This window comes from Iodobacter ciconiae (assembly GCF_003952345.1).
In the GTDB taxonomy this organism is placed as follows: domain Bacteria; phylum Pseudomonadota; class Gammaproteobacteria; order Burkholderiales; family Chitinibacteraceae; genus Iodobacter; species Iodobacter ciconiae.
The window spans coordinates 97,873-123,847 of the sequence record NZ_CP034433.1 but is presented as its reverse complement, the minus strand read 5'-3'; the positions used below and the strand labels follow the sequence as shown (position 1 = coordinate 123,847).

Here is a 25,975-nt window from a genome sequence, read left to right as displayed (position 1 = left end):
GATAATGTACAAACTATAAAATCGCTTAATTTTGCGAAAAATAGCTTACATACAAGTAATGTACCGTACCAATTTAATCAGACAGATAAACCATGTCAATGAGATGAGGCAGACATTTGACAGAGTGTAATTAAAAAGCCACTCTTGCTTTAACCCGCTTTACGCAGAAAAAAAGCCACCTTGCGTGGCTTACTTTTAACCAGAGCTATGCCGCCCGGAAAAACGGGATGGTACCCTGCTGGCTCGCAAAAAAAATGTCCGCATCGTTGCGGACACCGGTTTATTTTTTTACATGTAAACCACATTCTTTATTAGCCGGGTCCTCCCACCACCAGCGCCCCGCTCTGACATCCTCCCCCATAGCAACAGCGCGCGTACAGGGCTCGCAGCCAATCGAAGGGTAGTGCTGATCGTGCAAAGCGTTGTAAGGCACATTGTTCGCCTTGATATACCCCCAGACTTCTTTTTCTGTCCATTCAATCAGCGGGTTAAATTTTGCCAGGCCATTACCACTATCAAACTCCTGATTACCCAAATCAGTACGGGTTGGCGATTGCTCGCGGCGCAGGCCAGTAACCCAGGCTTTTTTACCTGCCAGAGCACGCTTTAAAGGCTCCATTTTACGAATCTGGCAACAGGCTTTACGCAGCTCAACCGATTCATAAAAAGCATTGATGCCATGCTGATTAACAAAGCGTTCTGTTGCCGCCGTTTGCGGAAAAAACACCTGAATCGGCTGGCTTGAATACTGCACGGCAGATTTTTGCATCAAGGCATAAGTCTGGGCAGGCAGGCGGCCCGTATCCAGACTAAAAATCTGAATATCCACCTGATGTTTGGCAATCAGATCAGTGATCACCATATCTTCTGCCCCCAATGAATTGGCAAATACAGCAGGGCTATATTCAGTGGCAATTTTGTGCAGCAGCGCGATCGTATCGGCTAGTTTTTCTTCAAAGCTCATTCTTTTCTGCTCCCTCATTACTGCACTCAAAATATCAGCTTACCGCCAATCATCACCAGCATCACCGCCAGACAGGGGCGTAAAACAGTTTCCGGAACCCGGCCGGTTAAATGGCTGCCAAAATAAATCCCCGGTAAAGAGCCTATCAGTAAATACATCAGCAGATGCCAATCAATATTGCCAAGGCCTGCATGCCCCAGCCCGGCGACCAAAGTGAGCGGAACAGCATGCGCAATCTCTGTACCGACCAGTCGTGAGGTGGAAATCATCGGATAAAGTAAAAATAAAGCCACCGTTCCCAAAGCCCCTGCACCAATCGAGGTAAGGGTCACAATCACCCCCAGAAATACGCCGACCAGCACAGTAATGCTATTGAGCTTGCGAGGAGGTAAATAAAGCCATGATGAGGCGTGGCGATGTCCCCATTTTAATAACTGCGGCTTAAACACAATCGCAACTGCCGTTAATAACAGCGCCACACCCAGCGCCTGCTTAATCAGCGCATTGACCACACTTAAATCGGAATGCAAATTGTGCAGCACCAGCAAGGTAATCAGCGCTGCGGGCACACTGCCTGCGGCCAGCCAGCCGGTGATATTCCAGTCAATATTTTTCTTTTTGTGATGAACAAAAATCCCGCTACCCTTGGTAATGGCGGCATAAAGTAAATCCGTACCCACGGCCGTGGCCGGACTAATCCCAAACCAGAGCAAAATCGGCGTCATTAAAGAGCCGCCTCCTACACCTGTCATGCCGACAATAAAGCCCACCAGTAAGCCTGCGACAATATATCCGTATTCCATGATGTCGCCCAATATCCAAATAGTTTGCCAGCATAGCAACTCGTTTTATAATTCTATAGACGAATATGTTAAGATTTTATACGAATGGGTTATTAGGTTTTGTTTACATTATTTTTGCGAAAGGATTTGCCATGAAGTTGCAACAGCTGCGCTATCTAGTGGAAGTGGCTAAACAAGGCCTGAATGTTTCTGAAGCTGCCGAGAAGCTCCACACCTCCCAGCCAGGCATTTCCAAGCAAATTCGCCTGCTGGAAGATGAATTAGGCGTGCAAATTTTTATTCGTAACGGTAAACGTGTCGTGGATGTGACCGCTCCGGGCAAGGAAATTCTGCGTATTTCCGAGCGCATGCTGATGCAGGCACAAAACCTAAAGCGCATCGGTGAAGATTTTATTAATGTGGAAGGCGGCAGCCTCACCATTGCCACCACGCACACCCAGGCACGCTACGCACTGCCCACCACTATCCATAATTTTATGCTGCGCTACCCTAAGGTGCACTTGTCCATTAAACAAGGCAGCCCGACGCAAATTAGTGAAATGGTTGTAGAAGGCGCTGCCGATATCGCCATCGCCACAGAAGGCATCGATCATTACTCCGAGCTGGCCATGCTTGATTGCTACAACTGGAACCGCAGCATTGTGGTGCCTGTGGGCCACCCGCTCACCCGGCTTGATCGCCCGATCACCCTGGATGATGTCGCCGCCTGGCCGCTGATTACTTACGATTTTGCCTTTGCAGGGCGCAATAAAATCAACGAAGCTTTTGAGTCGCACGGCCTTACCCCGAATGTGGTGCTGACCGCCATCGATTCGGATGTGATCAAAACCTATGTTGCCCTTGAGCTGGGTATCGGCATTCTGGCAACCATGGCATTTGAAGCCGAGCGTGATCAGCAGCTTGTTGCGATCGACGCCTCGCACTTATTTCATGAATCCACCACCCGCATCGGGATTCGCAAAGATGCTTATTTGCGTGGCTATGCTTACGACTTTATCGAACTATTCTCCCCGCATCTTAACCGCAAGGTAGTGCAGGCGGCCCTGATGTGTGACAGCGAAGAGTAGAAAAAGCACAAACCGTGTATGTTGATTTAATGCACAAAAGCCTGCGTAACAAAACCCATATACTTGAAGAGCAGGGGGCAAATGAAAAACAGAGACGCACCCTTGCTCTCCCTATAAATCACGGCCTGAAGGTGCGAGCTGCATAAGTAGTTCGTATCTTCACTTGCAATTTGCCACCTAACCATCACCCGCTCCTTCATGCAGCCATTTAGCTCACCCGAAAAATATGCCCTGTTAAGCGCACTATCCGATCAGGAGTCAGGCTCGGTGCGACAATGGTTTTTTCTGGAATTGGCCGCATTAGAAGCGAAAGAGCCACGTTCCAACCGGGCCCGATACTGGATTTTTTTGCTGACAACATTTGGGCCTGCGCTGCTTGCCCCCAGCCTGATTAAGCGGGGCATACAGGGTGCAGCGCTTTATCTGCCAGCCAGCCACTATCGCTTTCAGCTGATCCGGCAAAGTCTCAATGATGCACTGCTGCTTGGTATTAGCCTGCTTGCCCTGCTGGCAGGCTTTAATCGCCTTACCGCTTCCATGCAATTTGGTCTCTGGCTGCTTGCCATCGCTGGTGCAGCATGGCAAATCTGGCGTACCCGTATCAGCCCTCCTGCCGAAATAGAACACAATCTGCCCGGCGCAGAAGCAAGCCTTGGCCTTTACGGTATTTTAATAGCCAAAGGAATCGACCCAATACTTGCCCGGCAACTTATTACAGATTTACGCCAGGGCCTCAGCAGCTTCCTAACCGCATTACAAAACCAGCTCCCCGAGCTGGCCCCTGCCACGGACACACATCACGCCCGCTCATTTAAAGCTATCAGCTGGTTTATTCCCCTGCTACCCTGTGCCTGGCTGCTGGGCCTTATACCTATCAGCCGGAGCTGGATCATCTGCAGCCTGCTGCTGATTGCCCTCTCCCGCCTGATTAACCACCAGTGGCAATCCCCTGCTCTGCTTGCACTGAGCAGCCTTTGCGTTTACGCACTGGCCAGACTGGCGCACTGGCTATAGCAATTAATCCCGCTGCTAAATTCTATTTACACGCATTATTTAACTTTCCCAACAGAGAAACAAATAACAACATCATTCTGCCCAACTATAGAGAAATACATACAGATCATCACAAAGGGCAAATACCGCTGTATTAAAAACAGGTTAGGATAAAAAATAATTATTTAGTAATTTAATTAATATTTATTTGGCAATGGAGCTGCCTATTTATTTTAAATAAGCATCAGGCATAGGTTAGTGATAACATTACTGGCATTGCTCTGGCAAAGCGGCAATTGCGTTCATCACACTGCTGGCGGTTAATTTAAAATAGGGCCAGATTGGCAAATCCAAACTGGCCAATTGCTGAGCAGTCCAGCTATTACAAGTATTAAAAAGATGATAAGCCCCTAATGCTGCATAAAACTCGCTATCTCCGTATAAACCTTTGCCCAAAGCACTGACAGATCCACTACTTTGATCAAAGCTTTGCGCCAGATTCTGACTTAAACGTTGTAATTGCACGCTGGACAGGCAAATTTCTTTTATTTGGCTATTTTTAAAATACTGCTTTGGATCATAAGGCACGGCGACCAGATGAATAATCGATCCAGATATTCCAAGCATTGCCCGTATAGCAATCCCTGCAGTTACATTTCTTTCCTGGTAAAAGCCTTTATCACCCCAGCCCATTTCCAGATAAGGCACATCGCCAAAACGCTGTTTCAACTCAGGAAACTGCTTTAATGCTGTAGCAGGTAATACCAGGCCAGTATGCCAGCCATTATTTATAACATAAATAGATGCATTACTGCCCGAGGCGGGCTCAACAGCGTAAGTAAAATAGCTTAGCAAACAGATAAAAAATACCATAAATAGTCTGAATAAAACCAATTTTCTAGTGCTCCATCTATTTATACATTCAATTGAATTGTAAATTAACATATGAGCGGTGCTGGCACTCAAATTTAGCAGCAGCAGCGCTGGCCAGATCGGCGGCCCTCACCCCATCCGGCACAAAAGAGATGTTGCTGCCCCTGTTTGCAGGCTGGATAAACAGCAAGCAGGTAGTCTCGGTTTTATTTTCCAGTCCAGTGCACTAAATTTTTTACCGGGCACCCAAGGTATTGCGATTAAAACCAGTATTCCGGGCCAGCCAGAAATAAGCCCCGCAAACAAAGCGTAAACAGTGCAGATTTTTTTGATTAAAACATCTTATCCGCATCTTTGTAGCAATAACCCAGTGCAAAGCTAAGTTTACATCGGGCATAAATGAAGCAGATTTAATCAATTAGCACCCACTGACCCTGCCCGGATAAATATCGGAAAATATTTATTGCATATGCTAATTAATTTAAAACCAGCTACAAGTAAAAAAACTTTGCATTATGTTTAACGTAAATAAAAACCCCAACGAAAAATCTAAAAATACACACCAACCTGTAGGTAGAAATATTTACCGAAAGAAAAATAACTAAAAATATATTTACCCGTAAATAACACATAGTGCATGATAAACACTTAAAGAAAGCAATACACCTGCAACAAGCATTTTTTTAAAACCTATTTAAATAATGAGAAATACGTAATGCACTATCTGTTAAATATCGAAGCTAAAAAACATTGGGCCAAACTACTTGGCAGCCTTTGCCTGCTTAGCCTGCTTAGCCTGCTTGCTGCCTGCTCCAGCATGCCCGCTCCCCAACAAACAGAAACTTCAAGCGCAAAGCTTGGTACAAAATGGGGCGAGGGACTTGAATCCAGCGTACACAATGTTGAAGGCAGCCGCATCACCCCGCAACAAGCAGAGCAAATAGCCTCTATCTCATATCGTGAAGCAAAAACACTGCCAAAAGCGGCACATCAGCTCAATCTGCCCCTGGTTCGCGGGGAGATCGAATGGACCGTACTCGATGAAAACAACCGTCCTATCCCGCTTATGCGTACAGCTCAGGGGCAATTTTTGCTTGGCGGCACAAATGGCGCACGCTATTCACTCAAATTTGAAAATTTAAGCAACAATGATTTTGAAATTGTCACTACCGTGGACGGGCTGGATGTGCTTAACGGACAGGCAGGCAGCCTCAGTAATACGGGCTATCTGCTGGCGGCGCAGCGCTCACTCACTATTGAAGGGTTTCGCAAAAACAAAGAAGAAGTCGCAGCATTTCGCTTTTCAACCCCTGATCAGGCCTATGCTGCCAACACGCCAGCCGGGGACACCAACAATATTGGTGTGATTGGCGTAGCCGTTTTCCGTGTTGCCCTGAAAAGCAAAACACAAAAACCTAATCCGTTTCCGGCAGACAACCCTTATGCGGCACCACCTCGCTACTAAGTCCAAGCTCTGATGAGCTCTAACAGGTAGCCAAAATGGCTATATCTGAGAGAAACCCTCGGAGATGGCTATTTAAGCCCTTGCAGACGCAAGGGCTTACTCAAAAATTATTCACCGCTTTTTCTTAAAGGGCAGGAATTAAAGCCGATTAATTTATAAGCAGGGCAAAAACGAAACAGCCCTGTTGCCAAAGGCAGTATGCCAATAAAACCCCAGGCACCAATTTGCCCCGATAACGCCAGCACAATCAAAACCAAGCCTGCTGCAATCCGTAAAATACGATCAATTCCGCCTACATTCATGATCTTGCTCCCACTTGTCAACTCGATTTCGGATCAGTAAATAGGTATTACATCACCATCACTTTACATGATAACAATATATTTTAAAATATATTATAAGTCAAGATATAGTAGTAAGCTCATCCGGCAAACCGTGTGCCACCAGCTTGCCACTTCCGGTACACCAACAGTGCCACATGTGCATCATCTGCCGCATATTTGATTTGCCGCTCGTTTAAAAGAGCAGCAGCCCAGTTTGAAGTTGAGACTTTTTTTGATTTTTGTAAGCGCATTCCAAAATGCATTGCCACCGCAGACTTGGCCCCCAAGTCGCCCTGCCCTTTTTCCCTGAGCGCTCTGGATAAATCAAGAACATGCCTGGGTGTGATTCCCAGCTTGGCTTGCAGCCGCTTATGATCATCACCTAAACCAAACCCTACTTTCAGTATTTGCGGCGACTCAAGCACGGCCTTAATAGCTACAGTGCTATGGCCCGCTGCCACCACCGGAAATAAAAATACCTCCTGGTCAGTAGCAAGCTGAATTAAATGCGGCCCAGTGGATTGCTGCCCTTTAAAAAAAACAGGCTTGGACTCGGTATCAAAGCCCAGTACGTCCGCCACTTCTAACACCGCCAAAGCGCGTTCTGCATCCGGCAGAGATTGCACTAAATACACGTGCTCCAGAGAAATACCAGGGTAGGGAGGAAGAACGATTTCTAAATTCATAGGCCGTTTTAAATTAAAAGCTAAAAGATAAAAAAACAATATTGCCAAGCCTTCAAGGCCAAGCCCCAATATGCAGACTCTGTGTAAAAATAGGCACTGGGCAATTTGCTACATATTTCGTGCGTAATGACTTGCATTCAGTAGAGTAAGACAGCAGAAATAACAGGAAATATTTACAAACAGCGAATCATCTGCGCCCCGCAAGGCCCAGATTAACCAGGTATTTCGCCAAACTTAATCAGCTTGTGTTTATAAATTTGATCATACTTGCTGCCAAGCTTGCTAAACTAGCACCTGCCACCATACCCCTGCCTGAAAAAACAATGGAACCAGATTCAGACCTGCTCTGTCTTGATAAGCAATTTTGCTTTTCCCTCTACTCCGCCTCGCTGGCGGTGACAAAGGCTTACAAACCACTGCTTGCAAAGATTGGCCTTACTTACCCTCAGTATCTAGTTATGTTAGTGCTATGGCAACAAGATGATATCTTGGTGAAAGATATCGGCGAAGCACTGTTTCTGGATTCCGGCACCTTAACACCGCTGCTAAAGCGAATGGAAAATGCTGCCTTAATTAGCCGCCAGCGCGATACGGCAGACGAGCGCCAGGTACGGATTACCCTCACGCCCGATGGCAAAGCGCTTAAAGAAGCCGCCCGGGCAATCCCTGTACAACTGATGTGCGCCAGCGGGCAGAGCAAAGATACCCTGATGCAGCTGCGCAGCCAGCTGGTTCAGATTCGCAATGATCTGAACACGCAGCTCTAGCCCCTGGCAATCCCCCATCATCCCCTTTTGAGCCTTTTGCGTAATATATATTGCACACTATTTAATTGTGTAATATAGTCAATTTATCGTACAACACTTTCAAACCAGGGAGCATCACATGCACATTCTTTACACAGCCAATGCAACAGTAACGGGCGGGCGCGATGGCCGCGCTACTTCTGACGATCAAAAACTTGATGTGCAACTAAGCACTCCTAAAGAGCTAGGCGGCGCAGGCGGCGAGGGCACAAATCCCGAGCAAATGTTTGCCGCTGGTTATTCTGCCTGCTTTATTGGCGCAATGAAGTTTGTGGCTGCAGCAGAAAAAATTGCACTGCCAGCAGCAACATCAGTCAATGGCCTGGTGGGAATTGGCCCGAATGGCCAGGGCGGGTTTGGTTTGCAAGTGGCCCTGAATATCTCTGTTCCGGGAATGGAGCGCAGCGCGACTGAAGCACTCGTCAATAAAGCGCATGAAGTCTGCCCTTACTCCAATGCCACTCGCGGCAATATCGAAGTAACCCTTACCGTTTTATAAAATATCAAAATAATCCGGTGCTCAATTGCTATTTGGGTAAATATCACACGATAGATATTTTAGAAAAAAGCCGCAGCTGCGGCTTTTTTGTCATTCAAGCGATGCCAATAACCAGCAACACCTAAAAAGAGGCTCTGCCGGGGATGTTTAATCCATAGCCTGAGCGCACAAAAAACCAATCATTAATATAGCTGCTGCAAGACTGTAGATTAAGTCCCCAGCCTCTGCGATAAGATCGCTATTTGCCCCAGATCAAGCAAATACACAGCTTTTTTACCCAATCCGCCATAGCCAATCTCTCCCCCTCTCCTCCTTCTGTCCTCTCTCTGCTAAAATCTGCCATTAAACTTCGGCTTTAACAGGACATTCGAGCATGGCAGGTCACTCAAAGTGGGCAAATATTCAGCATCGTAAAGGTCGCCAGGACGCCAAACGCGGCCAGCTCTTTACCCGTCTGATTAAAGAAATTACCGTTGCAGCCAAAATGGGCGGCGGCGAAATTGAAACCAATCCGCGTTTACGTCTGGCCATTGATAAAGCCTACGACGCAAATATGCCAAAAGACAATGTGCAACGTGCTGTTGAGCGCGGCTCGGGCAATATGGAAGGTGTGGATTACGTTGAATGCCGTTACGAAGGTTACGGCATCGGCGGCGCAGCCGTGATGATTGACTGCCTGACCGATAACCGCGTGCGTACCGTGGCCGAAGTACGCCATGCCTTTGCCAAATGCGGCGGCAATATGGGAGCAGACGGCTGCGTATCATTCCAGTTTAAACACTGTGGCACGCTGATTTTTGCCCCGGGCACACCGGAAGACGCCTTAATGGAAGTCGCTCTGGAAGCAGGAGCGGATGACATCATCACCAATGATGATGGCTCAATCGAAGTGATCACCCCGCCTTACGAATTTATCACCGTAAAAGAAGCGCTGGAAAAAGCCGGCTTTAAAGCAGAAATGGGCGAAGTCACCATGAAGCCACAGGCCGAAACCGAGATTCTGGGAGATGACGTGGCTAAGATGCAAAAACTGCTCGATATGCTGGAAAACCTCGACGACGCACAGGCGGTATACACTACGGCCGTGATGGACGAAGAGTAATCCACCCCGTATAAAACAAAAATCTCCACACAGCGCAAGTGCCCTGGCAGCTTTACTGCGTTAAAGATCGGGGTTTATTGATATCCAAGCTGCACTGGCTGCAAAACATCAAATATCAATAAACCCTGGTATATCTAAAATTTAGCCCGCTTTACGAATCCATCGCCATAAACGTGCACCGGACACAAATGCCGATCGCCCTTGGGAAGGTATATTGCCCACCGATTGTCACTGGGCAACGCTCCGATTTCATCCCGGAATCTCTGTATTTCAAGGCCTGGCTTATATGGCAGTGCACAATATCTCCCGCAGGTAAGTAAAAATACGCACTGTGCTGCGCCTCGCCGTATAATCTGCCTACCTTCTTTGGGAAAGCCATCCATGCAGCCTTACATAACCCGCCGTGCCATCTTGTCCACACGCTTAGCTGCCGGTGTGGTTATTGTTCCGAACACAACAGAAGTCATTCGCAATGCCGATTCAACTTATCCGTTTCGCTATGATTCCAGCTTTTATTACCTGACTGGCTTTAACGAAGCAGATGCCGTATTCGTACAAATTATTGGTGCAGAAAGCACTCAGAATATCCTGTTTTGCCGCCCCAAGGACTTAGAGCGCGAAATCTGGGATGGCTACCGTCACGGCCCTGATGCCGCCCGTGAGCAGTTTAATTTTGATGCAGCCTATTCAATTGAAGAGCTCGACCAGAAAATGATCGAACTCTTACAAAATCAGCCACGTTTACATACCACCTTTGGCCACAATGCCGCATGGGACAGCCGGGTAGCGAGCTGGGTAAACGGCGTGCGCGCTAAAGTGCGCAGCGGTGTAACCGCCCCGAATGAAATCGCCGATATACGCAGCACCATCGCCGAAATGCGCTTATTTAAAGATGAATTTGAAATCGCACTGTTACGTAAAGCGGGGCTGATTAACTCTGCAGCGCATATCCGTGCCATGCGCTTTGCCCGCCCGGGGCAAATGGAATACGAAGTAGAAGCCGAAATTCTGCACGATTATTACCGCCAGGGCAGCCGCTTTCCTGCTTACTCCAGCATTGTGGCATCGGGCGCGAATGCCACCTGCCTGCATTATGGCGAAAATAATCAACGCATGAACGACGGCGATTTACTGCTGATTGATGCAGGCTGCGAAATCGGTGGCTACGCCTCCGATATCACCCGCACCTTCCCGGTAAACGGCAAATTCAGCGGCCCGCAAAAAGATGTATACGAAGTCACACTAGCCGCCCAATACGCCGCGCTCGATGCTTGCCGCGCAGGCAAAAGCTGGAACGCGCCACACGAAGCAGCTGTGCGTGTATTGGCTCAGGGGATGATCGATTTGGGCTTATTGCAAGGCTCGCTGGATGGCGTACTTGAATCGCTGAGCTATAAGCAGTTTTATATGCACAACACCGGGCACTGGATGGGCCTTGATGTGCACGATGCAGGCGCTTACAAAATCAAAGGTGAATGGCGTAACCTGGAAGCCGGCATGGTCATGACGGTAGAGCCCGGCTTTTACATCCGCCCTGCCGCCAATGTGCCCAAGCACTTTGAAAATATCGGTGTGCGCATTGAGGACGACGTACTGATTACCAAAGACGGCATGGAAAACCTGAACGCCAGCTGCCCAAAAACCGTAGCAGAAATTGAAGCGATTATGGCAAGGTAAGGCATGTATTGTTCGCATGGCGAGTGTACCCCATATGCGCTTAACCAAAGTCAAAAGCCCCATACAAAGAGCGCCGTCACAACATTTTTTGGCTATTTGCTAATAAAAACAATTTTGTTAGCATGTATGGGGTTTCATCCTCCCTGCTTATGACCTTAAACTCATCCCTTGCCTCAAATTTTTCATCAGGTCGATATGCTCTTAGAAAAACTCCCCCTCCATGTAGACGTGCTGATTGTTGGCGGTGGCCCGATTGGCGCTTTGGTCGTACAAAGGCTGGCAGCGGCCGGCATTAATGCCCTGCTGGTTGATGCAAAACCCAGAATTGAAGCCGACCCGCGCGCGCTGGCCTTATCCTGGGCCAGCTTTGAAGCGCTGGACAGAGTGGGTTTATGGGGAGAAGAGCTTACCGCAACAGCCATCACCAAAGTGCATATCTCGCAGCAGGGCACAATCGGCCGCACCGAGCTGTTAGCCAGCGAGCTGGGCCTGCCCGCCTTAGGTTTTGTGGTGGACTATGACAAGCTGGCCCGCCGCGCTTTTAACACGCTCAGCGAAAGCACAGCCAAGGCAGCACTAGGCTATCGTGTCAGCAAAATCACGCGGCTGGCCCGCTTTGCGCAGATTAAAATCGACGGCCCCAAGGGAGAAGAGCAGCTCACCGCCCGCCTTGTGGTGCTTGCCGATGGCGGCCAGCTGATCAGCCAGCTGGACGATATTATCCAGACCATCAAGCCGTATCATCAGCACGCCATCCTTGCTAAGCTCACGCCCAGCGAGCCGCATGGCGGCATGGCCTATGAGCGCTTTGCCAACGATACCACCATGGCGCTCTTGCCTAATGGAAAAGACTTCACCCTTGTCTGGCCGCAATCCCCCGAGCTTGCCAGCAAACGCTTAGCCATGAGTGAAGACGATTTTATACAGGAAGTCAGCAGGCGGTTTTCTGGCCGTATCGCAGGGTTTAGCAGCGTGGCTTCCCGCGCCAGCTGGCCGCTGGCTTTAAAAACGCTCAATTCCGTGGTGGGCCGCCGTGTCGTCTTAATCGGCAATGCAGCGCAAACACTGCACCCCGTAGCAGGACAGGGCCTGAATCTGGGCCTGCGTGACGCCACAACACTGGCCGAGCTGATAATATCTACCCGCCAGGATGAAATTGGCGAAGCAGCGCAACTGGCCCGTTATGCTCGCCTGCGCAAAAAAGATGCCGATCTGGTCACACATTTTACCGACGGCCTGATCACCTATTTCGACCACCCCGGCCCCTTACTCAAACATGGCCGCAGCCTGGGGCTGATTGCCATGGATCAAATAAGCTGGCTAAGAAAGGGCTTTGCAAAACGGATGGTGTTTGGTGCAAGGTAATAAACGCCATTTAAATCGCCCCGATGCCGGGCGAGCCTCACAAACCACAGATAAAAAAACCAAAGCCCTAAAAATATCCGTTTCTGCCAAATTGAAAAATGGGGCAAAAGCATAGAAGCAGAAATGCTATTATCAATACAAGCCACGGAACCTCAACCATAAATTACAAATAAAAAACAATAAGCCTCATTGAAAAGATTTTTTTATCTTAGCTTTTCTAAAATGCCAAAAATGACAACAACATAAAATAGATCACAAAGAATATATTAAGAATCAAATAAAATTTAACAGCACATTGAAAAATGCGTGACCAGCCAGCATTTTTTACAAACAATCAGCTTTAAAAAATTACTCCCTGTCAAAAATGCTTTTACCTATCATCCGGCCAGATGCCGGATAATTACAATCGGCTATATTCCTCAAAAAAACACAGCTCTAAAGTAACAAAACAAACAGGCTCGTGCCTGCCTAAGCATATGTAATTTTTATACATAACTATACAAACCAAAGTAAAATAGTTATTGCAATATTATTAGGATGGCAAGTATATTAATCATTTCTTTATCACTAAAAATTACATAGAGTTAATACTAATTATAAATTATCCCTTAAAAAAATATACATAGCGGGGCAATAGCTGTGAAAGCCAAATTAAGCGATATTATTAAAACTATTGATTTTATGATTAATGATCCTGGCTGCAAAGGGTTTATTAGTATTGATAGTGGCAAGGTTCATTTTCAATCCGAATATCTTATCAAAGGTATAGAAACTCTGCCCACAGATTTGAATAATAACAAACTCTATTTACCTTTACCTGCAAAAATGATTTAGGCCTGGCAAACCAATTGCCCGTTTCTTTTTCTAAAAAACATACACTAGGTTTTTATAATGAAGTGCAAGCCATATTCAGGCATCAGGGTGCTCTTTAGGCCGGTTTAAAGATTGGGCAGACTGACATCAATTACTGGCTGCATGGTATCAATTCGAACAAGAAAACAGCGAAAAAAATAAAGGCATGGTGCCATATACACAAAATTAGCCTGATCGACTAAATGCACCATTGCAGTACAGGTTCTTGTCTGTAAAAACACTATCTTCAAAGAAAATTTCTTACTTTCATCGCTAGAATTATTTATACTGGCACACTACATTTCAAGCCAAATTTTACACTACACTTTCTTTTTTTGTAAAATATATAATCACCTCATAGATACAAAGCTTTTACCCCACCGCCTCAGCCCCAGGCTCCGGCCGCTCCAGCTCCTGCACCACCAGCCTTGCCATATCGGACAGCATTTCTATTTCAAAACCCTGCAGTTTCCGGGGGGAAGGGTCGATCAGGCAGAGCGTACCAAGATTCAGACCATTGCTGGCTTTTAAGGGTGCTCCGGCATAAAAACGAATTCTGGGCCTGCCAGTCACAAGCGGGTTATCAAAGAAGCGCTCATCCAGCAAAGCATCTTCAACCACAAACACTTCGTCCTGTAAAATAGCATGACCGCAAAAAGAGATATCGCGGGGTGTTTCTTTCATATCCAGGCCACAAGCCGATTTAAACCATTGCCGGTCTGCATCAATCAGGCTGACTATTGCAATTTGCACACGAAAAAAAGCCACTGCGGCGTGAGTGAGGTTATCAAAACGCAGCTCAAGCGGCGTATCCAGAATCAGCAGCTCACGCAGTGTTTGTACACGTAGGGCTTCATCGGGAGGAAATACTGGCACCTGCATAACGTATCCTGTCTAGCTTGTAACAAATTTAATCATACTCTTGAAAGTTGTATCTGCCAGCGTTTGATCTGCAATTGCGCCGAGCCAGCAATCAAACGCTCAACAGGCCCCTGGTTTTTAAAAGGTTAAACAGCACCCTTACCATGCAATCCTTACTCGAACTTCGCCATCTAAAAACCCTGCTGGCCATCCGCGAATCCGGCAGCCTGACCCGCGCGGCAGAGCGTTTGCACCTGACGCAATCGGCGCTCTCGCACCAGATTCGCCTTTTAGAAGATCACTACGCGCTGCCGCTACTCATCCGCAAAGCCGTCCCCGGTAAATCCAGCCCGCTGAAACTCACCCCGGCGGGTGAAAAACTGGCCCAGCTGGCGAGTGAGTTTTTGCCACGCATTGATCAGACCGAACGCGATATTGCCAAATTAAGGGAAGGCGAAGCCGGGCAGCTGCGTATTGCGGTGGAATGCCACACCTGTTTTGACTGGCTGATGCCAGCGATGGACAACTTTCGCGGGCACTGGCCGGAAGTCGAGCTGGATATCGTGTCCGGCTTTCATGCCGACCCGGTGCAGCTGTTATTTGAAAATCGTGCCGATCTGGCAATTGTGTCTGAAACGGCTGATGAGCCGGGCATCAGCTATCAGCCACTATTTAGCTATGAAATGATTGCGCTGATCGCCAGGGATCACCCGCTGGCAAATAAGCCCTTTTTAAACGCTGAGGATTTTGCCAGTTACACACTAATTAGCTATCCCGTGCCTGACGATATGCTGGATCTGGTCAGAAAAGTATTAAAGCCCGCAGGCATCAACCCCAAGCGTCGCACCACCGAGCTGACCGCTGCCATATTGCAACTGGTTGCCAGCCGCCGGGGCATCGCCGCCCTGCCCAGCTGGAGCGTGCAGCATTATCTGGAGCGTGGCTATGTAGTGGCTAAACCGATTACCGGGCAAGGCCTGACATCAGAGCTTTATGCCGCCATCAACAATGCACAGGCTGACACCGCCTTTGTCAGAGACTTCGTAGTTACCATGCGCGAAATCAGCCACATCAACCTGCCGGGAGTGACCTTGCTGTAAGTTTTTAAAAAAATACCTGGTAAAAAAGAAACTGTAAAAAGCACTTTTTATGGAACATCTGATAAATCCCACTGACCGTGCATAACCCCAGAGAATTAATCTCAACCCTTGGTTTTAAGCCGCCTATACATGCCAAGGGTTAAAATAGCAGCACATCGTTTTGACTTAACTCACCGGAACATCAATGCTCAAGCGTAGCCTCGAAAGAATAATCACCACCTGGCTTGCTGGCCTGTTAGCACTTCTGCCTTTTTTACTGACAATGGTTTTACTGGCGTGGCTAGTAAAGTTGCTCAACAATTATCTTGGCCCCCAGAGCATGATTGGGCATCTGTTTGCCCTGATCGGCCAACCAATTGTTGATCACCCTGTCCTGGGCTATTTAATCGGCTGGGCCATGTTGATTGGCACAATTTACCCGCTAGGCATAATTGTGCAATCAAAGCTTAAAAAGCATCTTGCCTATTTGCTTGATAAAACAGTCAGACGAATTCCGGTAATCGGTACTTTATACAATACAGCTGATCGATTTGTAAGCTTACTCGACCAAAAAGAAGACGCAGACATCGGCTCGATGAGCCCGGTATGGTGCTTGTTTGGCGGCGATGGCGTTGCCGTACTGGCCCTGATGCCCAATCCCGAGCCAATCGAAATCGAAGGCCGCATCTACCAGGCCGTGTTAGTGCCCACTGCCCCTGTACCTATCGGAGGAGGATTACTCTACATTCCCAAGGAATGGATACGCCCTGCCAATATTGGTGTAGATAAACTCACCAGCATCTATATGTCGATGGGCATTACGCCTCCACCATCGCTCAAAAAGGCTGCACAATCAGCCCCGATGATTTACCCTGACCCCAGGCGGCTTACCGATTAAAAAAAAGTGATGCAAACAGAGTTTGCAAATACAAAGTTTCATGGCAAAAAACCGCGTAGGGATTATGATGTTTTCATTCGCACCAGATGGTATTTTTACCCCTGTAAATCAGGACGCAATTCAGCCATCCCCCCTGCCTGCAGCCCTCGCTTACTATCTTTTTTTGATCTCACACAAACCCCGTAACAGATAAAATGGTTAGGCTTAAGCTTTAACCTGCAGGCAGATCCGCCATGACTACGACCGCATTCTTTATTCCAGCAGTAAATCTGATGGGCGCTGGCTGTCTTAAAGACGCAGCGAGCACTATCCAGTCTTATGGCTTTAAAAAAGCCCTGATCGTGACCGATGCCGTACTCAATAAAATAGGCATGGTAGCTAAGGTCGGCGAACTATTGGGCAAATATGGTGTGGTATCAGTGGTATTTGATGGTGCTCAGCCCAACCCCACCATTGGCAATGTTGAAGCAGGCTTAAAATTACTCAAAGAAAACGACTGTGATTTTGTCATTTCACTGGGTGGTGGCTCACCACACGATTGTGCCAAAGGCATTGCACTTTGTGCCAGCAATGGCGGCAATATCGCCGATTACGAAGGCCTGGATCAATCCAGAAAACCACAATTACCACTAGTGGCAATTAACACAACCGCCGGCACCGCCAGCGAAATGACCCGTTTTTGCATCATTACTGACGAAGCACGTCATGTAAAAATGGCGATTGTAGACAAACACACCACGCCTATTTTATCGGTGAATGATCCGGAGCTGATGCTTGATAAGCCAAAGAGCCTGACGGCAGCTACCGGGATGGATGCGCTGACTCATGCTATTGAAGCCTACGTATCCACTATCGCTACGCCCATTACCGATGCCTGTGCCCTAAAAGCCGTAACTTTAATCAGCGAAAACCTGCGCCACGCCGTGAATGATGGGCAAAACTTACATGCCCGCGAGCAAATGGCTTATGCACAATTTTTAGCAGGGATGGCCTTTAATAACGCATCCCTCGGCTATGTACACGCGATGGCCCATCAGTTAGGTGGTTTTTATGATCTGCCACACGGTGTATGCAATGCGGTGCTCCTGCCACACGTACAAAAATTCAACTCCGGCATTGCCGCCAAGCGCCTGGGCGAAGTAGCCCAGGCTATGGGCTGCGACGTGCGCTTCTTGTCTGATGAGGCCGCCGCCGAAGCTTGCCTTGCCGCCATCCGCCAGCTTGCTGCCGACGTAGGCATCCCTGCTGGCCTGACTGAGCTGGGTGTAAAAGAAGCCGACTTCCCAACCCTCACCACCAACGCCCTCAAAGACGCTTGCGGCTTTACCAACCCGATTCAAGCCACGGCCGAAGAAATCACTGCGATTTATAAAGCGGCAATGTAAAACGCAAGCAAAATAGATTTGCCTTAAATCAATAGATAACGCCGCATGCAAAGATCATTTGCTTGCGGCGTTTTTTATTATTTACTGGTGCAGCACAGCCAAAACCCAAATACTGAAACAAGGATCACAAAGAAGAAAAAAATTTCACGCAAGAAAAACAAGTTTTAAATATTTTCAAACCCGGCTATCCAGATCGTGATCTTAAATAACTGCCCGCTCCCCGGTATTTCGCGCCGTCCTCAGCACTCCCAAGCCTGCTATAATCCGCCGTTTTACGCGACGGCCCTTTTACCATGAATGCTCCTGCCCTGATTGAATCCTTAGACTTTGAAGGCCACGGCATTGCTCGCGTAGATGGGAAAACGATTTTTATTGATGGCGCTCTGCCACGCGAAACCGTCAGCTATAAAAGCTATCGCATTAAGCCGCGTTTTGAAAACGCCGAAGCCACGCAAATCCATACCACCAGCCATATGCGCGTTAACCCGCCCTGTCCGCACTTTGGTGTGTGCGGCGGTTGCAGCATGCAGCATCTGGAATTCACTGGCCAGGTGGCGGCCAAGCAGCGGGTACTGGAAGACAACTTAAAACGCATCGGCAATGTATCCGCCGAGATGATGTTGCCAGCGATTTACGGACCGGAATGGGGCTATCGCCAGCGGGCGCGTTTATCGGTTTCGTATGATGCCAAGCAAAATGAAGTCAGGCTGGGCTTTTTTGAGCGGCGCTCTAAAGTGATTGCGGCGCTGAATGAATGCCGTGTATTGCCGCCGCATATTTCCAAGCAAATCTTGCCACTGCGCTCGCTGCTTAAAAGCTTATCGATAAAAGATCGCATCCTGCATATCGAGCTGGCCGTCGGGGAGCATGTGGATATTCTGGTGCTGCGCACACCCGTCGCCCCTAATAAAGCCGATCAGGCCTTGATTAAAAAATACGCTGAGCAGTGGAAAGTACAGTTCTGGCTGCAGGCAAAATCGGTTGAAGCGGCCACACCGTTTTACCCGCTGGATGCGCCGCAGCTGAGCTACAGCATTCCTGAATTTGGCATTGTGATGCGTTATAAGCCCACAGAATTCACCCAGGTAAACCACCACATCAACCGCACACTGGTGGCGCGGGCTATGGATTTACTTAAACCGCAGGCCGGTGACGTGATTGCCGACTTTTTCTGTGGCGTGGGTAATTTCACCTTGGCCGTTGCTAAAAGCGGCGCTAAAACACTGGGCATGGAAGGCTTGCAACAGCTGGTAGACAGGGCCAATGAAAGCGCCAGCGATAACCACCTGACTGGTAATACCAGCTTTAAAGTGGCCAATCTATTTGAAATGACTGAAAGCTGGCTGAAAAAGCTTGGCCATTTCGACAAGATGCTGATCGATCCGCCAAGGGACGGCGCGCACGAGCTGTGCAAATCCATCAGCGCCCAAAACGGCCCGAAGCGCATCGTTTACGTATCCTGTAATCCCTCCACCCTCGCCCGCGATGCCGATGTGCTGGTGCACGAAAAAGGCTACACGCTAAAAGCTGCCGGGATAGTGAATATGTTCCCGCATACGGCGCATGTTGAGAGTATTGCGTGGTTTGAGAAACATTGAATAATTTGAACGAAATTCATAAAAAACGCGAAGCAAGTCTTCGCGTTTTTTATTGGCTACATCTTCGGCAAATACTACCGAAAGCCACTTAATACCTCGCCTCCGTCGCAGCAACTCAACTAAGCTTTAGGCGGCTTAAATCCCTAACCATGCTGAGCTCACGCCAGCTGCACTCTATGGATATCAGATATGCGTAAATTATTTCTAGGCTCTGTCCTTACCCTTGGTTTATCCGCCTGTGCCAGCGTTATGCCCGCCACCCCAAGTGCTGCTGCCAGCTTTGATGGTGAATGGAATATCATCAAAGTAAATGATAAAGCCATAAGCAGTGATAGCAGGGCAATACTGGTTTTTGACGCACAAACCATGCGCATTACCGGCTTTGATGGCTGCAACCGGGTAATGGGCAGCCTAAAAGATGAAAATCAACAGCTCAAGGGCATGCTGGCATCCACCAAAATGGCCTGTATGGGAGACGAGAACCGCACCATTAGCCGTGCAGTAGGCCAGGCCTTTGCCAATGGTGCAGAAGTAAAAGTGCTGGAAGCCGGTAAGCTGATCGAGCTAAAAAGCAAAGATGGCTCACTGACTTTGGGTAAAAGACCTTAATTGAGCGGGGGCGTATTGCACTGTAGGGTGGCTGAAACCCCGTGGCGCTAAGCAAAATCAAAAAAATCTAAGATCTTTTTAGCGCTTTCGGCACATTAATTTAGGTGCGGGTGTCCCGCTGAACCTTCGTTTCTTATGTGACCAAAAAACGAAGCCAAAGAAGACCAACCCACGAAACACGCCCCCCCTGCGGCGGTCCAATCGAGTCGGCGGCAGGCCTCGCTCCCAAGCAATCCCCGCCCCGCTACTCCTCGGGCAGCGGTTTCAAGGAGGCTTTAAAGCCCTTTGCCAAGAAAGTGGTTATTGTGTTTTGTCTCTGCTTGCTAATAAAAAAATACAAATAAAGCATATAGGGCAAGTACTTTCACCTGCCCAGCATCTGGCTACATCCCGCTCAGCAAAAACCTGCGCTGCGCCGTAATAAAATCATCCGGATGCGAGGCAAAAGGCACGTGAGCAGCACCGCTGTGTACAATCAGCTCGGCGTGCGGCAAAGCCTCTGCCAGCCACTCCCCAGCCCCCAGCGGGGTGAGCGTATCGCGGTTGCCAAATTGCAGTAATACCGGGCAAGTCAGCTGGTTTATTTGCTGACGTAAATCGGTATCGCGCAAAATCGCCAGACCTTCCTGCAAAACAGCCAGGCTTGGCTCGCCGTGCAGGAATAATTCCTGGCTTAGCGCTTTAGCCAAGACCCGCGCCTCTGCACCGCCTTGCACTTGCAGGCTGATAAAGCGCTTTAACGTGCCCTGCCAGTCTGCAGCGAGGCTAGCGGCAAACTGGCTCATGGTGGCCGGGGCCATGGCGGGCTGCCAGTCTTCTCTCTGCATAAAACACGGCGTGGAGGCGATCAGGCTGAGCGAGCGGATTTTATCCGGCGCAGCCATTGCCCAACTGCTGGCCACCGCCCCGCCCAAAGACCAGCCCACCACTTGCACCGGCCTTGGAAAAGCCGCATCCAGCTCTGCCACCATATGTGCCAGCGATAAAGGCTGGCTGCTGGTGCTTTTACCGTGGCCGGGTAAATCCACCAGATGCAGGCAAAAATCATCACTCAAAGCGTCAGCCACACCGCGCCAAACCGTGCTGTTCATCGCCCAGCCATGCAGCAGCACTACATCCGGCCCACGGCCTGTTGATTCGATATGTAAAAAATTGCTTGTCATGCTTGCTAAAACCTTTCATAAAAACAACTATTTTCCAAATACTTAAAAATTAAATACGGCTTTATGCTTCGTTGTGCCGGTGCAACCCCATATGCGCTAACCAATTTGGCTCTTAGTAGCAAACTTAGACAAAAGAGGATGACGACGCTCCCGACACGGGGCTTAAATCTCCCCTTGAAACACGCCGGAGTGAGGAACAAGCGAGGCAGGGGCTTTCGTGCTTTGCTGTTGTCGCTTCGCTTCCTTTCTTGGCGAAGCAAGAAAGGAAGGCCCCGCAGTGGCTACCGCACCTAAATCAACGTGCCGAAAGCACTAAAAAGAGCATTTTGACTATGGTTAGCGCGGCGGATCAGCCCCCCTAAAGCAATGCTTTTAACTCCCCCATCAAAGCCGCAACATCATCGTCAGAATGCGCTGCCGATAAAGTGATGCGCAGTCGTGGTGTGGGCACGGTAGGCGGGCGGATTGCGCCTGCCCAAATGCCGCGTTCAAACAGCGCTTTGGCGATGCGGATGGTGCTGTCATTATCCGGCAGCAAGATCAGCTGAATGGCGGTATTGGAATCAAGCAGCTCACAACAATCCTGCAAACCGGTTCTAAAGGCCGCGATATGCCCGGCCAAACGCGTCCGCCGCCAGGGTTCGGCCGCAATTAAATCAAGGCTGGCTTGCATGGCGCAGGATAAAAGAGGCGGCATGGCGGTGGTGTAAACATAGCTGTGGGCTGTGTTCAGCAGCCAGTCGCACATCACTTGCTCACCCGCTACAAAAGCACCCGATACGCCTGCTGCCTTGCCTAAAGTCGCCATATAAATAATGCGGGGTGCAGATATGCCAAACTCGGCCAGTGTGCCGCGCCCATCCCCGAGTACGCCAAAACCATGAGCATCGTCTAAAAACAGCCAGGCATCGTATTGCTCGGCCAAGGCCAAGAGCGCCGCCACCGGGGCGATATCGCCATCCATGCTAAATACTGCATCGGCCACAATCAGCTTGCGTGGCGCAGTACTGGCGGCCAGCATGCGCTCTAACCCTGCCATATCCTGATGCGGGTAGCGCTTGAAATCGGCCCGCGACAGAGCCACGGCATCATTCAAAGAAGCATGATTGAGCTTATCGGCAAACACCGCATCACCGCGCCCCACCAGCGCAGTAATCACCGCCAGATTTGCCATATAACCGGTAGAAAACCCCAGTGCAGCGGGCATACCTACAAACTTAGCCAGCCGGTCTTCCAGCGCCTGATGCGGGCCAAAGTGCCCGGCCAGTAAATGGGCGGCACCACTGCCCACACCCCACTCTGCCGCGCCTTGCTGCGCTGCCTGCACCACAGCGGGGTGATTGGCTAAACCCAGATAATCATTGCTACAAAAGTTGATCAGCTGCCGCCCGCCAATTTGAATATGCGCGCCCTGCGGGCTGTCAATCTGACGGCGGCTGCGCAGCAAACCTGCTTGCTGGCGCTCGGCCAGCCTGGCGGCAAATTGGACAAATGGCATGGGAAAATCCGGCAGGGAAAATAGCAATTCTAACAGCGGATGGATAATGAAGGCGCGCTGGCCAAAGCGTTTATACCAGGCTGGCATTGATAAAGCAGGCCACCCGCCCAATCACCAGCGTCTGGCCTGCCATAACAAAACTTGCAGCTCCGGTATCGTAAACAAGCCATACCCACCGGGATGGTCTGGCCATTCATTTTATATACCAGAGCCATCTTAAATTGCTGCGCATCGCTAAAGCAAATATCAGCGTTGTAACATTAAGCGCCACCGCTTTAATCACCACAGCCAACGGCCCTGGCAGTGGCCGTCCCAAAGCGGCAGCCAAATTGTGAATCAAGCGCTAACAGACCCTAGCCTTTTACTGGAAGTAATTTTTCAATTGCAGCCACATCAACCTCATCTATTTGCTCTTTGTGCATAAATTTCTCGGCAAAAACCAGCCACAATTTACTATGCAAGAAATAACGGAATAGCTCGGCGTCAATATGCTGATCTTTGGCCATAAAGGCCATAATTTTGAGTGATTCAGTCAGTGTTTTCGGAGATTTATACGGCCGGTCTGCAGCAGTAAGCGCTTCAAACACATCAGCCAGCGCCATAACTCTGTCAGCGGTTGTGAGCTGAGCCGCCGACAGGCGCCGCGGATAGCCTTTACCATCGAGCTTTTCATGATGGGTGGCTGCAATTTCAGGCACTTTGGCAAGGTGCGCGGGCCAGGGCAGGCTACGCAGCATGATTAGTGTCTGCACGATATGATCATTAATTTTGAAACGGTCTTCTTCTGTCAGCGTACCGCGTCTGATGGACAGGTTGTATACCTCACCCATATTTTGCGCATGTTTGGGCAAATCCATATCAAAGCCATAGAGATTGTTCGGATCATTTTTTTCTACAACAGGCTTACGCTCACCCCAGGGCACAATATGATCATTGCGATCAGCAAGCAGCAGCTCTGCAATAGGCAGGCTTTCCGGTACATAATCACCCAGCCTGCGGTTTTCATCGGCAGACAGGCCCAGTTGTTTATCAAAATAACGCAACCATGTTTTTTGGCCAATTTGCTGCAGCCTGAGAATATCTTCATCGGCCATAAACTCACTACCCACATTACAGCGGGCCACAAAAACAAAATCATCCTGTAAAGCCTGCTGGCGAAGTTTTAACTCAGCCAGCGAGGAGCCACCATCACCGCCAAACGCTATGGCCCGCCAGTGATCCAGCTCGGCATCGCGCCACATCACTTCAAAGCGCATGCGCACTTCATGGATGCGGTTATAAATGGTTTCCAGCTTGGTGGCTTTATCAATAATGTGCTCAGGGCTGATGACCTTGCCGCAATCATGCAGCCATGCGCCCAAATGAAACTCGTAGCGCTGATCTTCAGTCATTTTAAAATCGGCATAGGGGCCGCTCTGCTCGCGCCCCATCTGATCGACCAGCATGCCCGCCAGCTCAGGCACACGCTCGCAATGCCCGCCGGTATACGGGCTTTTTGCATCAATCGCGTCAGCCATCAGCCTGATCACCGCATCAAGCAGCTTTTTCTGCGCTCCGATCAGCTGACGCGTTTCTATCGACACGGCCAGCATACCGGAGAGCTTATACACAAACTCAGTGAACGAGCTGTCTGCGTGGCTGATATCATCCTCGTGTTGCAAAGTTAAAAGACCTTCAAGCTGGCCACTGCGTCCCCGCAGCTCAATCTGCATTTCGATCACGCCTTCAGCTACTTTATGCACTGCCGGCATGGCCTGCTGCCTATCAAGATGAATAAAACTTGTTTCTGTGTGCCCGCATAAATCACCATGCGAGACAGTGCGCTCCATTTTATTGCTGGCATGGTTGAGTAAATAAACTGCACCTGCCCGGCAACGGGTGGCCATCACCATCTGATTAAGCACATTGTCGAGCATGTACTCAACTTTTGGCTCGGTTGCCATATCCTGGCTAATTTGCAGAAAGGTCTGGATGGTCTGCCCCATATCGCTCATCACAGCTGATAAATCATTCACTTCCTGCACCAGGGTACTTTTAAGCTGGCTCTGGCTAAAATCAAAACGGCTCATTCGCTGAGCCTGAGCCGTCAGCTTATCCATGCTTTTGCCAATTTTTGCACCGGCAAGCCAGCCCAGCGGCATCAGAAACAGAGCCAAAACCACTACCAGAGCAATCAGACGCAAGAGCTTGCCACGCAGCTCTCCCAGCAAATCATCACTGGGAGCTGCCACAAGCAAACGCATTCCTTCGGATTGCCAGACATCAAAGGGCAAAGCGGCACCCAGCCATTCCTGGCCATCGACCTCAAAAGCAGCAACTTTCCCTCTTTCCAGACCCAGAGCATTCAGGCGGCTAAGGCTGGGAACAGCCAAACCATCAACAGTACTAAAATCGAACTTATCTGCGCCCTTAATTAATACTTTCTGCATATCAGGATAAGCCAGCACCCTGCCCTTTTCATTGACCAGGGCAAGCTGGGTATGGGGCGAAATTTTCAGCTCTTCCAGGCTGTTTGCCAGATCATCCAGCACCACATCAATGCCAAAAACCGCCTTACCGTTTTTACTGGCCTGGCTCAGCGTGACGCCGATTTGCCGGGAAGAAAAGAAAATATAAGGCTCGGAAAGCTGCGCTGCAAAAGTCAGCCGGGAGGCTTTATACCAGGGGCGGGTACGGGGATCGAAACGGTAATCTGGCTGGCTGCGACGCTCCAGCAGTGTGCGGGCAGAATTAAAAAATAAATACTCACCCTCCGGCTCCCCGTTGTGCAGGCTTTGCACCGATTGCACCAGAAAATTAGATGATGGCGGCGCATTAAATTTTTTACGGATTTCAGGCCGTTCCAGTGAACGAACCAGCATAAAAGAGCCGTCGGTATAGCCCACAAACACGGACGACATTAATTTATTGTCAGCCAGTACATCGACAAGTGTACCCAGCCTCATCATCCGCTCATCCAGCGTACTGGCATTGGCCACAGGATCCGTGACCAGCATGCGTAACGTTGCCTGTGCCGGATCAAGCATGCGGCGGGATTTTTCCGTGATCAGTTGCCCGGCATCCCGCGCTGTTCTGGCTGCCGTATCCAGTAGCGTTGTCCGGGCACCGCTCCAGCCAATACCGATGACCGCAACGGCCAATACCAGCATACATAGGACCACCACGGTGGCGATCGAAAATTTTATCGGCCAGCTGACCCTATGCCCGGTTGGTAAAGATATCCCCCCATCACTCATCATCTTTCCCTGAAAATTAAAGATAGGCAAGCTGCTCAATCTACAATATGTAGCCAGAAAACCGGGAAGCACCATTTTATGCACGTATAAGCGCTTTCCCATCATCCGCCCCCCCAATCTGACGCCAGCTTTTGCCCTTACCCTCTTAATGCTAGACTATTACTTACTAAATT

The 25,975-nt window shown here is 49.2% G+C and carries 24 protein-coding genes; 14 read left to right on the top strand and 10 right to left on the bottom strand.

What is annotated here, in order from left to right; genetic code table 11:
* Window positions 1-280: 280 nt before the first annotated feature.
* Together EJO50_RS00535 and EJO50_RS00530 are read right to left on the bottom strand one after the other, a co-directional pair.
* Window positions 281-964, bottom strand: a complete 684-nt coding sequence (locus tag EJO50_RS00535) for a phosphoadenylyl-sulfate reductase (RefSeq protein ID WP_125971081.1) — start codon at window positions 962-964, stop codon at window positions 281-283.
* A 26-nt stretch (window positions 965-990) separates the two neighbouring features.
* Window positions 991-1,767: a sulfite exporter TauE/SafE family protein gene (locus EJO50_RS00530; protein WP_125971080.1), complete on the bottom strand. Its 777-nt coding sequence runs from the start codon at window positions 1,765-1,767 to the stop codon at window positions 991-993.
* 131 nt (window positions 1,768-1,898) lie between these two features.
* Here EJO50_RS00530 and cysB point away from each other — a divergent pair, with 131 nt between their 5' ends.
* Window positions 1,899-2,834, top strand: coding sequence for an HTH-type transcriptional regulator CysB (gene cysB, locus EJO50_RS00525; protein WP_125971079.1), 936 nt, complete (start codon window positions 1,899-1,901; stop codon window positions 2,832-2,834).
* Between the two features lie 198 nt (window positions 2,835-3,032).
* Window positions 3,033-3,848 (top strand): hypothetical protein, encoded by an 816-nt coding sequence (locus EJO50_RS00520; protein WP_125971078.1) that lies wholly within the window; start codon window positions 3,033-3,035, stop codon window positions 3,846-3,848.
* Between the two features lie 246 nt (window positions 3,849-4,094).
* Here the strand turns inward: EJO50_RS00520 and EJO50_RS00515 are convergent, their stop codons facing one another.
* Complete coding sequence (locus tag EJO50_RS00515; RefSeq protein ID WP_164521389.1) at window positions 4,095-4,721, bottom strand: TIGR02117 family protein; 627 nt, start codon at window positions 4,719-4,721, stop codon at window positions 4,095-4,097.
* A gap of 694 nt (window positions 4,722-5,415) precedes the next feature.
* Here EJO50_RS00515 and EJO50_RS00510 point away from each other — a divergent pair.
* Window positions 5,416-6,165 (top strand): hypothetical protein, encoded by a 750-nt coding sequence (locus EJO50_RS00510; protein WP_206434425.1) that lies wholly within the window; start codon window positions 5,416-5,418, stop codon window positions 6,163-6,165.
* Window positions 6,166-6,272: 107 nt separating this feature from the next.
* Here the strand turns inward: EJO50_RS00510 and EJO50_RS00505 are convergent, their stop codons facing one another.
* Window positions 6,273-6,467: a YgaP family membrane protein gene (locus EJO50_RS00505; protein WP_125971076.1), complete on the bottom strand. Its 195-nt coding sequence runs from the start codon at window positions 6,465-6,467 to the stop codon at window positions 6,273-6,275.
* A gap of 119 nt (window positions 6,468-6,586) precedes the next feature.
* A complete protein-coding gene (locus tag EJO50_RS00500; protein ID WP_125971075.1) occupies window positions 6,587-7,174 on the bottom strand; it encodes a 3'-5' exonuclease in 588 nt (195 codons plus the stop codon).
* Window positions 7,175-7,497: 323 nt separating this feature from the next.
* Between EJO50_RS00500 and EJO50_RS00495 the strand changes: the two genes are divergently transcribed.
* The 6 genes from EJO50_RS00495 (at window position 7,498) to EJO50_RS00470 (ending at window position 13,457) form a co-directional block, all read left to right on the top strand.
* Entirely contained in the window at window positions 7,498-7,941 is a 444-nt protein-coding gene (locus EJO50_RS00495) for a MarR family winged helix-turn-helix transcriptional regulator (protein WP_125971074.1), read from the top strand.
* Between the two features lie 118 nt (window positions 7,942-8,059).
* The gene (locus EJO50_RS00490; protein WP_125971073.1) at window positions 8,060-8,479 is read left to right on the top strand and encodes an organic hydroperoxide resistance protein; all 420 of its coding nucleotides are present in this window, start codon (window positions 8,060-8,062) and stop codon (window positions 8,477-8,479) included.
* A 373-nt stretch (window positions 8,480-8,852) separates the two neighbouring features.
* On the top strand, window positions 8,853-9,581 hold the full coding sequence (locus EJO50_RS00485; protein WP_125971072.1) for a YebC/PmpR family DNA-binding transcriptional regulator: 729 nt from the start codon (window positions 8,853-8,855) through the stop codon (window positions 9,579-9,581).
* Window positions 9,582-9,962: 381 nt separating this feature from the next.
* Entirely contained in the window at window positions 9,963-11,258 is a 1,296-nt protein-coding gene (locus tag EJO50_RS00480; RefSeq protein ID WP_125971071.1) for an aminopeptidase P N-terminal domain-containing protein, read from the top strand.
* 195 nt (window positions 11,259-11,453) lie between these two features.
* Window positions 11,454-12,623 carry an FAD-dependent monooxygenase gene (locus tag EJO50_RS00475; RefSeq protein ID WP_164521388.1) on the top strand — a complete coding sequence of 390 codons (1,170 nt, stop codon included), beginning with the start codon at window positions 11,454-11,456 and terminating at the stop codon, window positions 12,621-12,623.
* Window positions 12,624-13,262: 639 nt separating this feature from the next.
* On the top strand, window positions 13,263-13,457 hold the full coding sequence (locus EJO50_RS00470) for a hypothetical protein (protein WP_125971069.1): 195 nt from the start codon (window positions 13,263-13,265) through the stop codon (window positions 13,455-13,457).
* A 390-nt stretch (window positions 13,458-13,847) separates the two neighbouring features.
* Here the strand turns inward: EJO50_RS00470 and EJO50_RS00465 are convergent, their stop codons facing one another.
* Window positions 13,848-14,357: a GAF domain-containing protein gene (locus EJO50_RS00465; protein ID WP_125971068.1), complete on the bottom strand. Its 510-nt coding sequence runs from the start codon at window positions 14,355-14,357 to the stop codon at window positions 13,848-13,850.
* 143 nt (window positions 14,358-14,500) lie between these two features.
* Between EJO50_RS00465 and EJO50_RS00460 the strand changes: the two genes are divergently transcribed.
* From EJO50_RS00460 to EJO50_RS00440, 5 genes are all read left to right on the top strand, one after another.
* Window positions 14,501-15,436 (top strand): LysR family transcriptional regulator, encoded by a 936-nt coding sequence (locus EJO50_RS00460; protein ID WP_125971067.1) that lies wholly within the window; start codon window positions 14,501-14,503, stop codon window positions 15,434-15,436.
* Between the two features lie 184 nt (window positions 15,437-15,620).
* Window positions 15,621-16,313 carry a DUF502 domain-containing protein gene (locus EJO50_RS00455; protein ID WP_125971066.1) on the top strand — a complete coding sequence of 231 codons (693 nt, stop codon included), beginning with the start codon at window positions 15,621-15,623 and terminating at the stop codon, window positions 16,311-16,313.
* A gap of 233 nt (window positions 16,314-16,546) precedes the next feature.
* Window positions 16,547-17,698: an L-threonine dehydrogenase gene (gene yiaY / locus EJO50_RS00450; protein WP_125971065.1), complete on the top strand. Its 1,152-nt coding sequence runs from the start codon at window positions 16,547-16,549 to the stop codon at window positions 17,696-17,698.
* 293 nt (window positions 17,699-17,991) lie between these two features.
* Entirely contained in the window at window positions 17,992-19,296 is a 1,305-nt protein-coding gene (gene rlmD / locus EJO50_RS00445) for a 23S rRNA (uracil(1939)-C(5))-methyltransferase RlmD (RefSeq protein WP_125971064.1), read from the top strand.
* A gap of 189 nt (window positions 19,297-19,485) precedes the next feature.
* Complete coding sequence (locus EJO50_RS00440) at window positions 19,486-19,905, top strand: META domain-containing protein (RefSeq protein ID WP_125971063.1); 420 nt, start codon at window positions 19,486-19,488, stop codon at window positions 19,903-19,905.
* Window positions 19,906-20,288: 383 nt separating this feature from the next.
* On the opposite strand, the gene bioH is transcribed toward EJO50_RS00440, so the two are convergent.
* The 4 genes from bioH to EJO50_RS00425 form a co-directional block, all read right to left on the bottom strand.
* Complete coding sequence (bioH, locus tag EJO50_RS00435; RefSeq protein WP_125971062.1) at window positions 20,289-21,068, bottom strand: pimeloyl-ACP methyl ester esterase BioH; 780 nt, start codon at window positions 21,066-21,068, stop codon at window positions 20,289-20,291.
* Window positions 21,069-21,426: 358 nt separating this feature from the next.
* Window positions 21,427-22,566 carry an 8-amino-7-oxononanoate synthase gene (bioF, locus tag EJO50_RS00430; protein WP_125971061.1) on the bottom strand — a complete coding sequence of 380 codons (1,140 nt, stop codon included), beginning with the start codon at window positions 22,564-22,566 and terminating at the stop codon, window positions 21,427-21,429.
* 70 nt (window positions 22,567-22,636) lie between these two features.
* Window positions 22,637-22,759, bottom strand: coding sequence for a hypothetical protein (locus EJO50_RS17590; protein WP_267900657.1), 123 nt, complete (start codon window positions 22,757-22,759; stop codon window positions 22,637-22,639).
* Window positions 22,760-22,919: 160 nt separating this feature from the next.
* Window positions 22,920-25,715, bottom strand: a complete 2,796-nt coding sequence (locus EJO50_RS00425; RefSeq protein WP_206434424.1) for an HD domain-containing phosphohydrolase — start codon at window positions 25,713-25,715, stop codon at window positions 22,920-22,922.
* Window positions 25,716-25,975 lie beyond the last annotated feature (260 nt).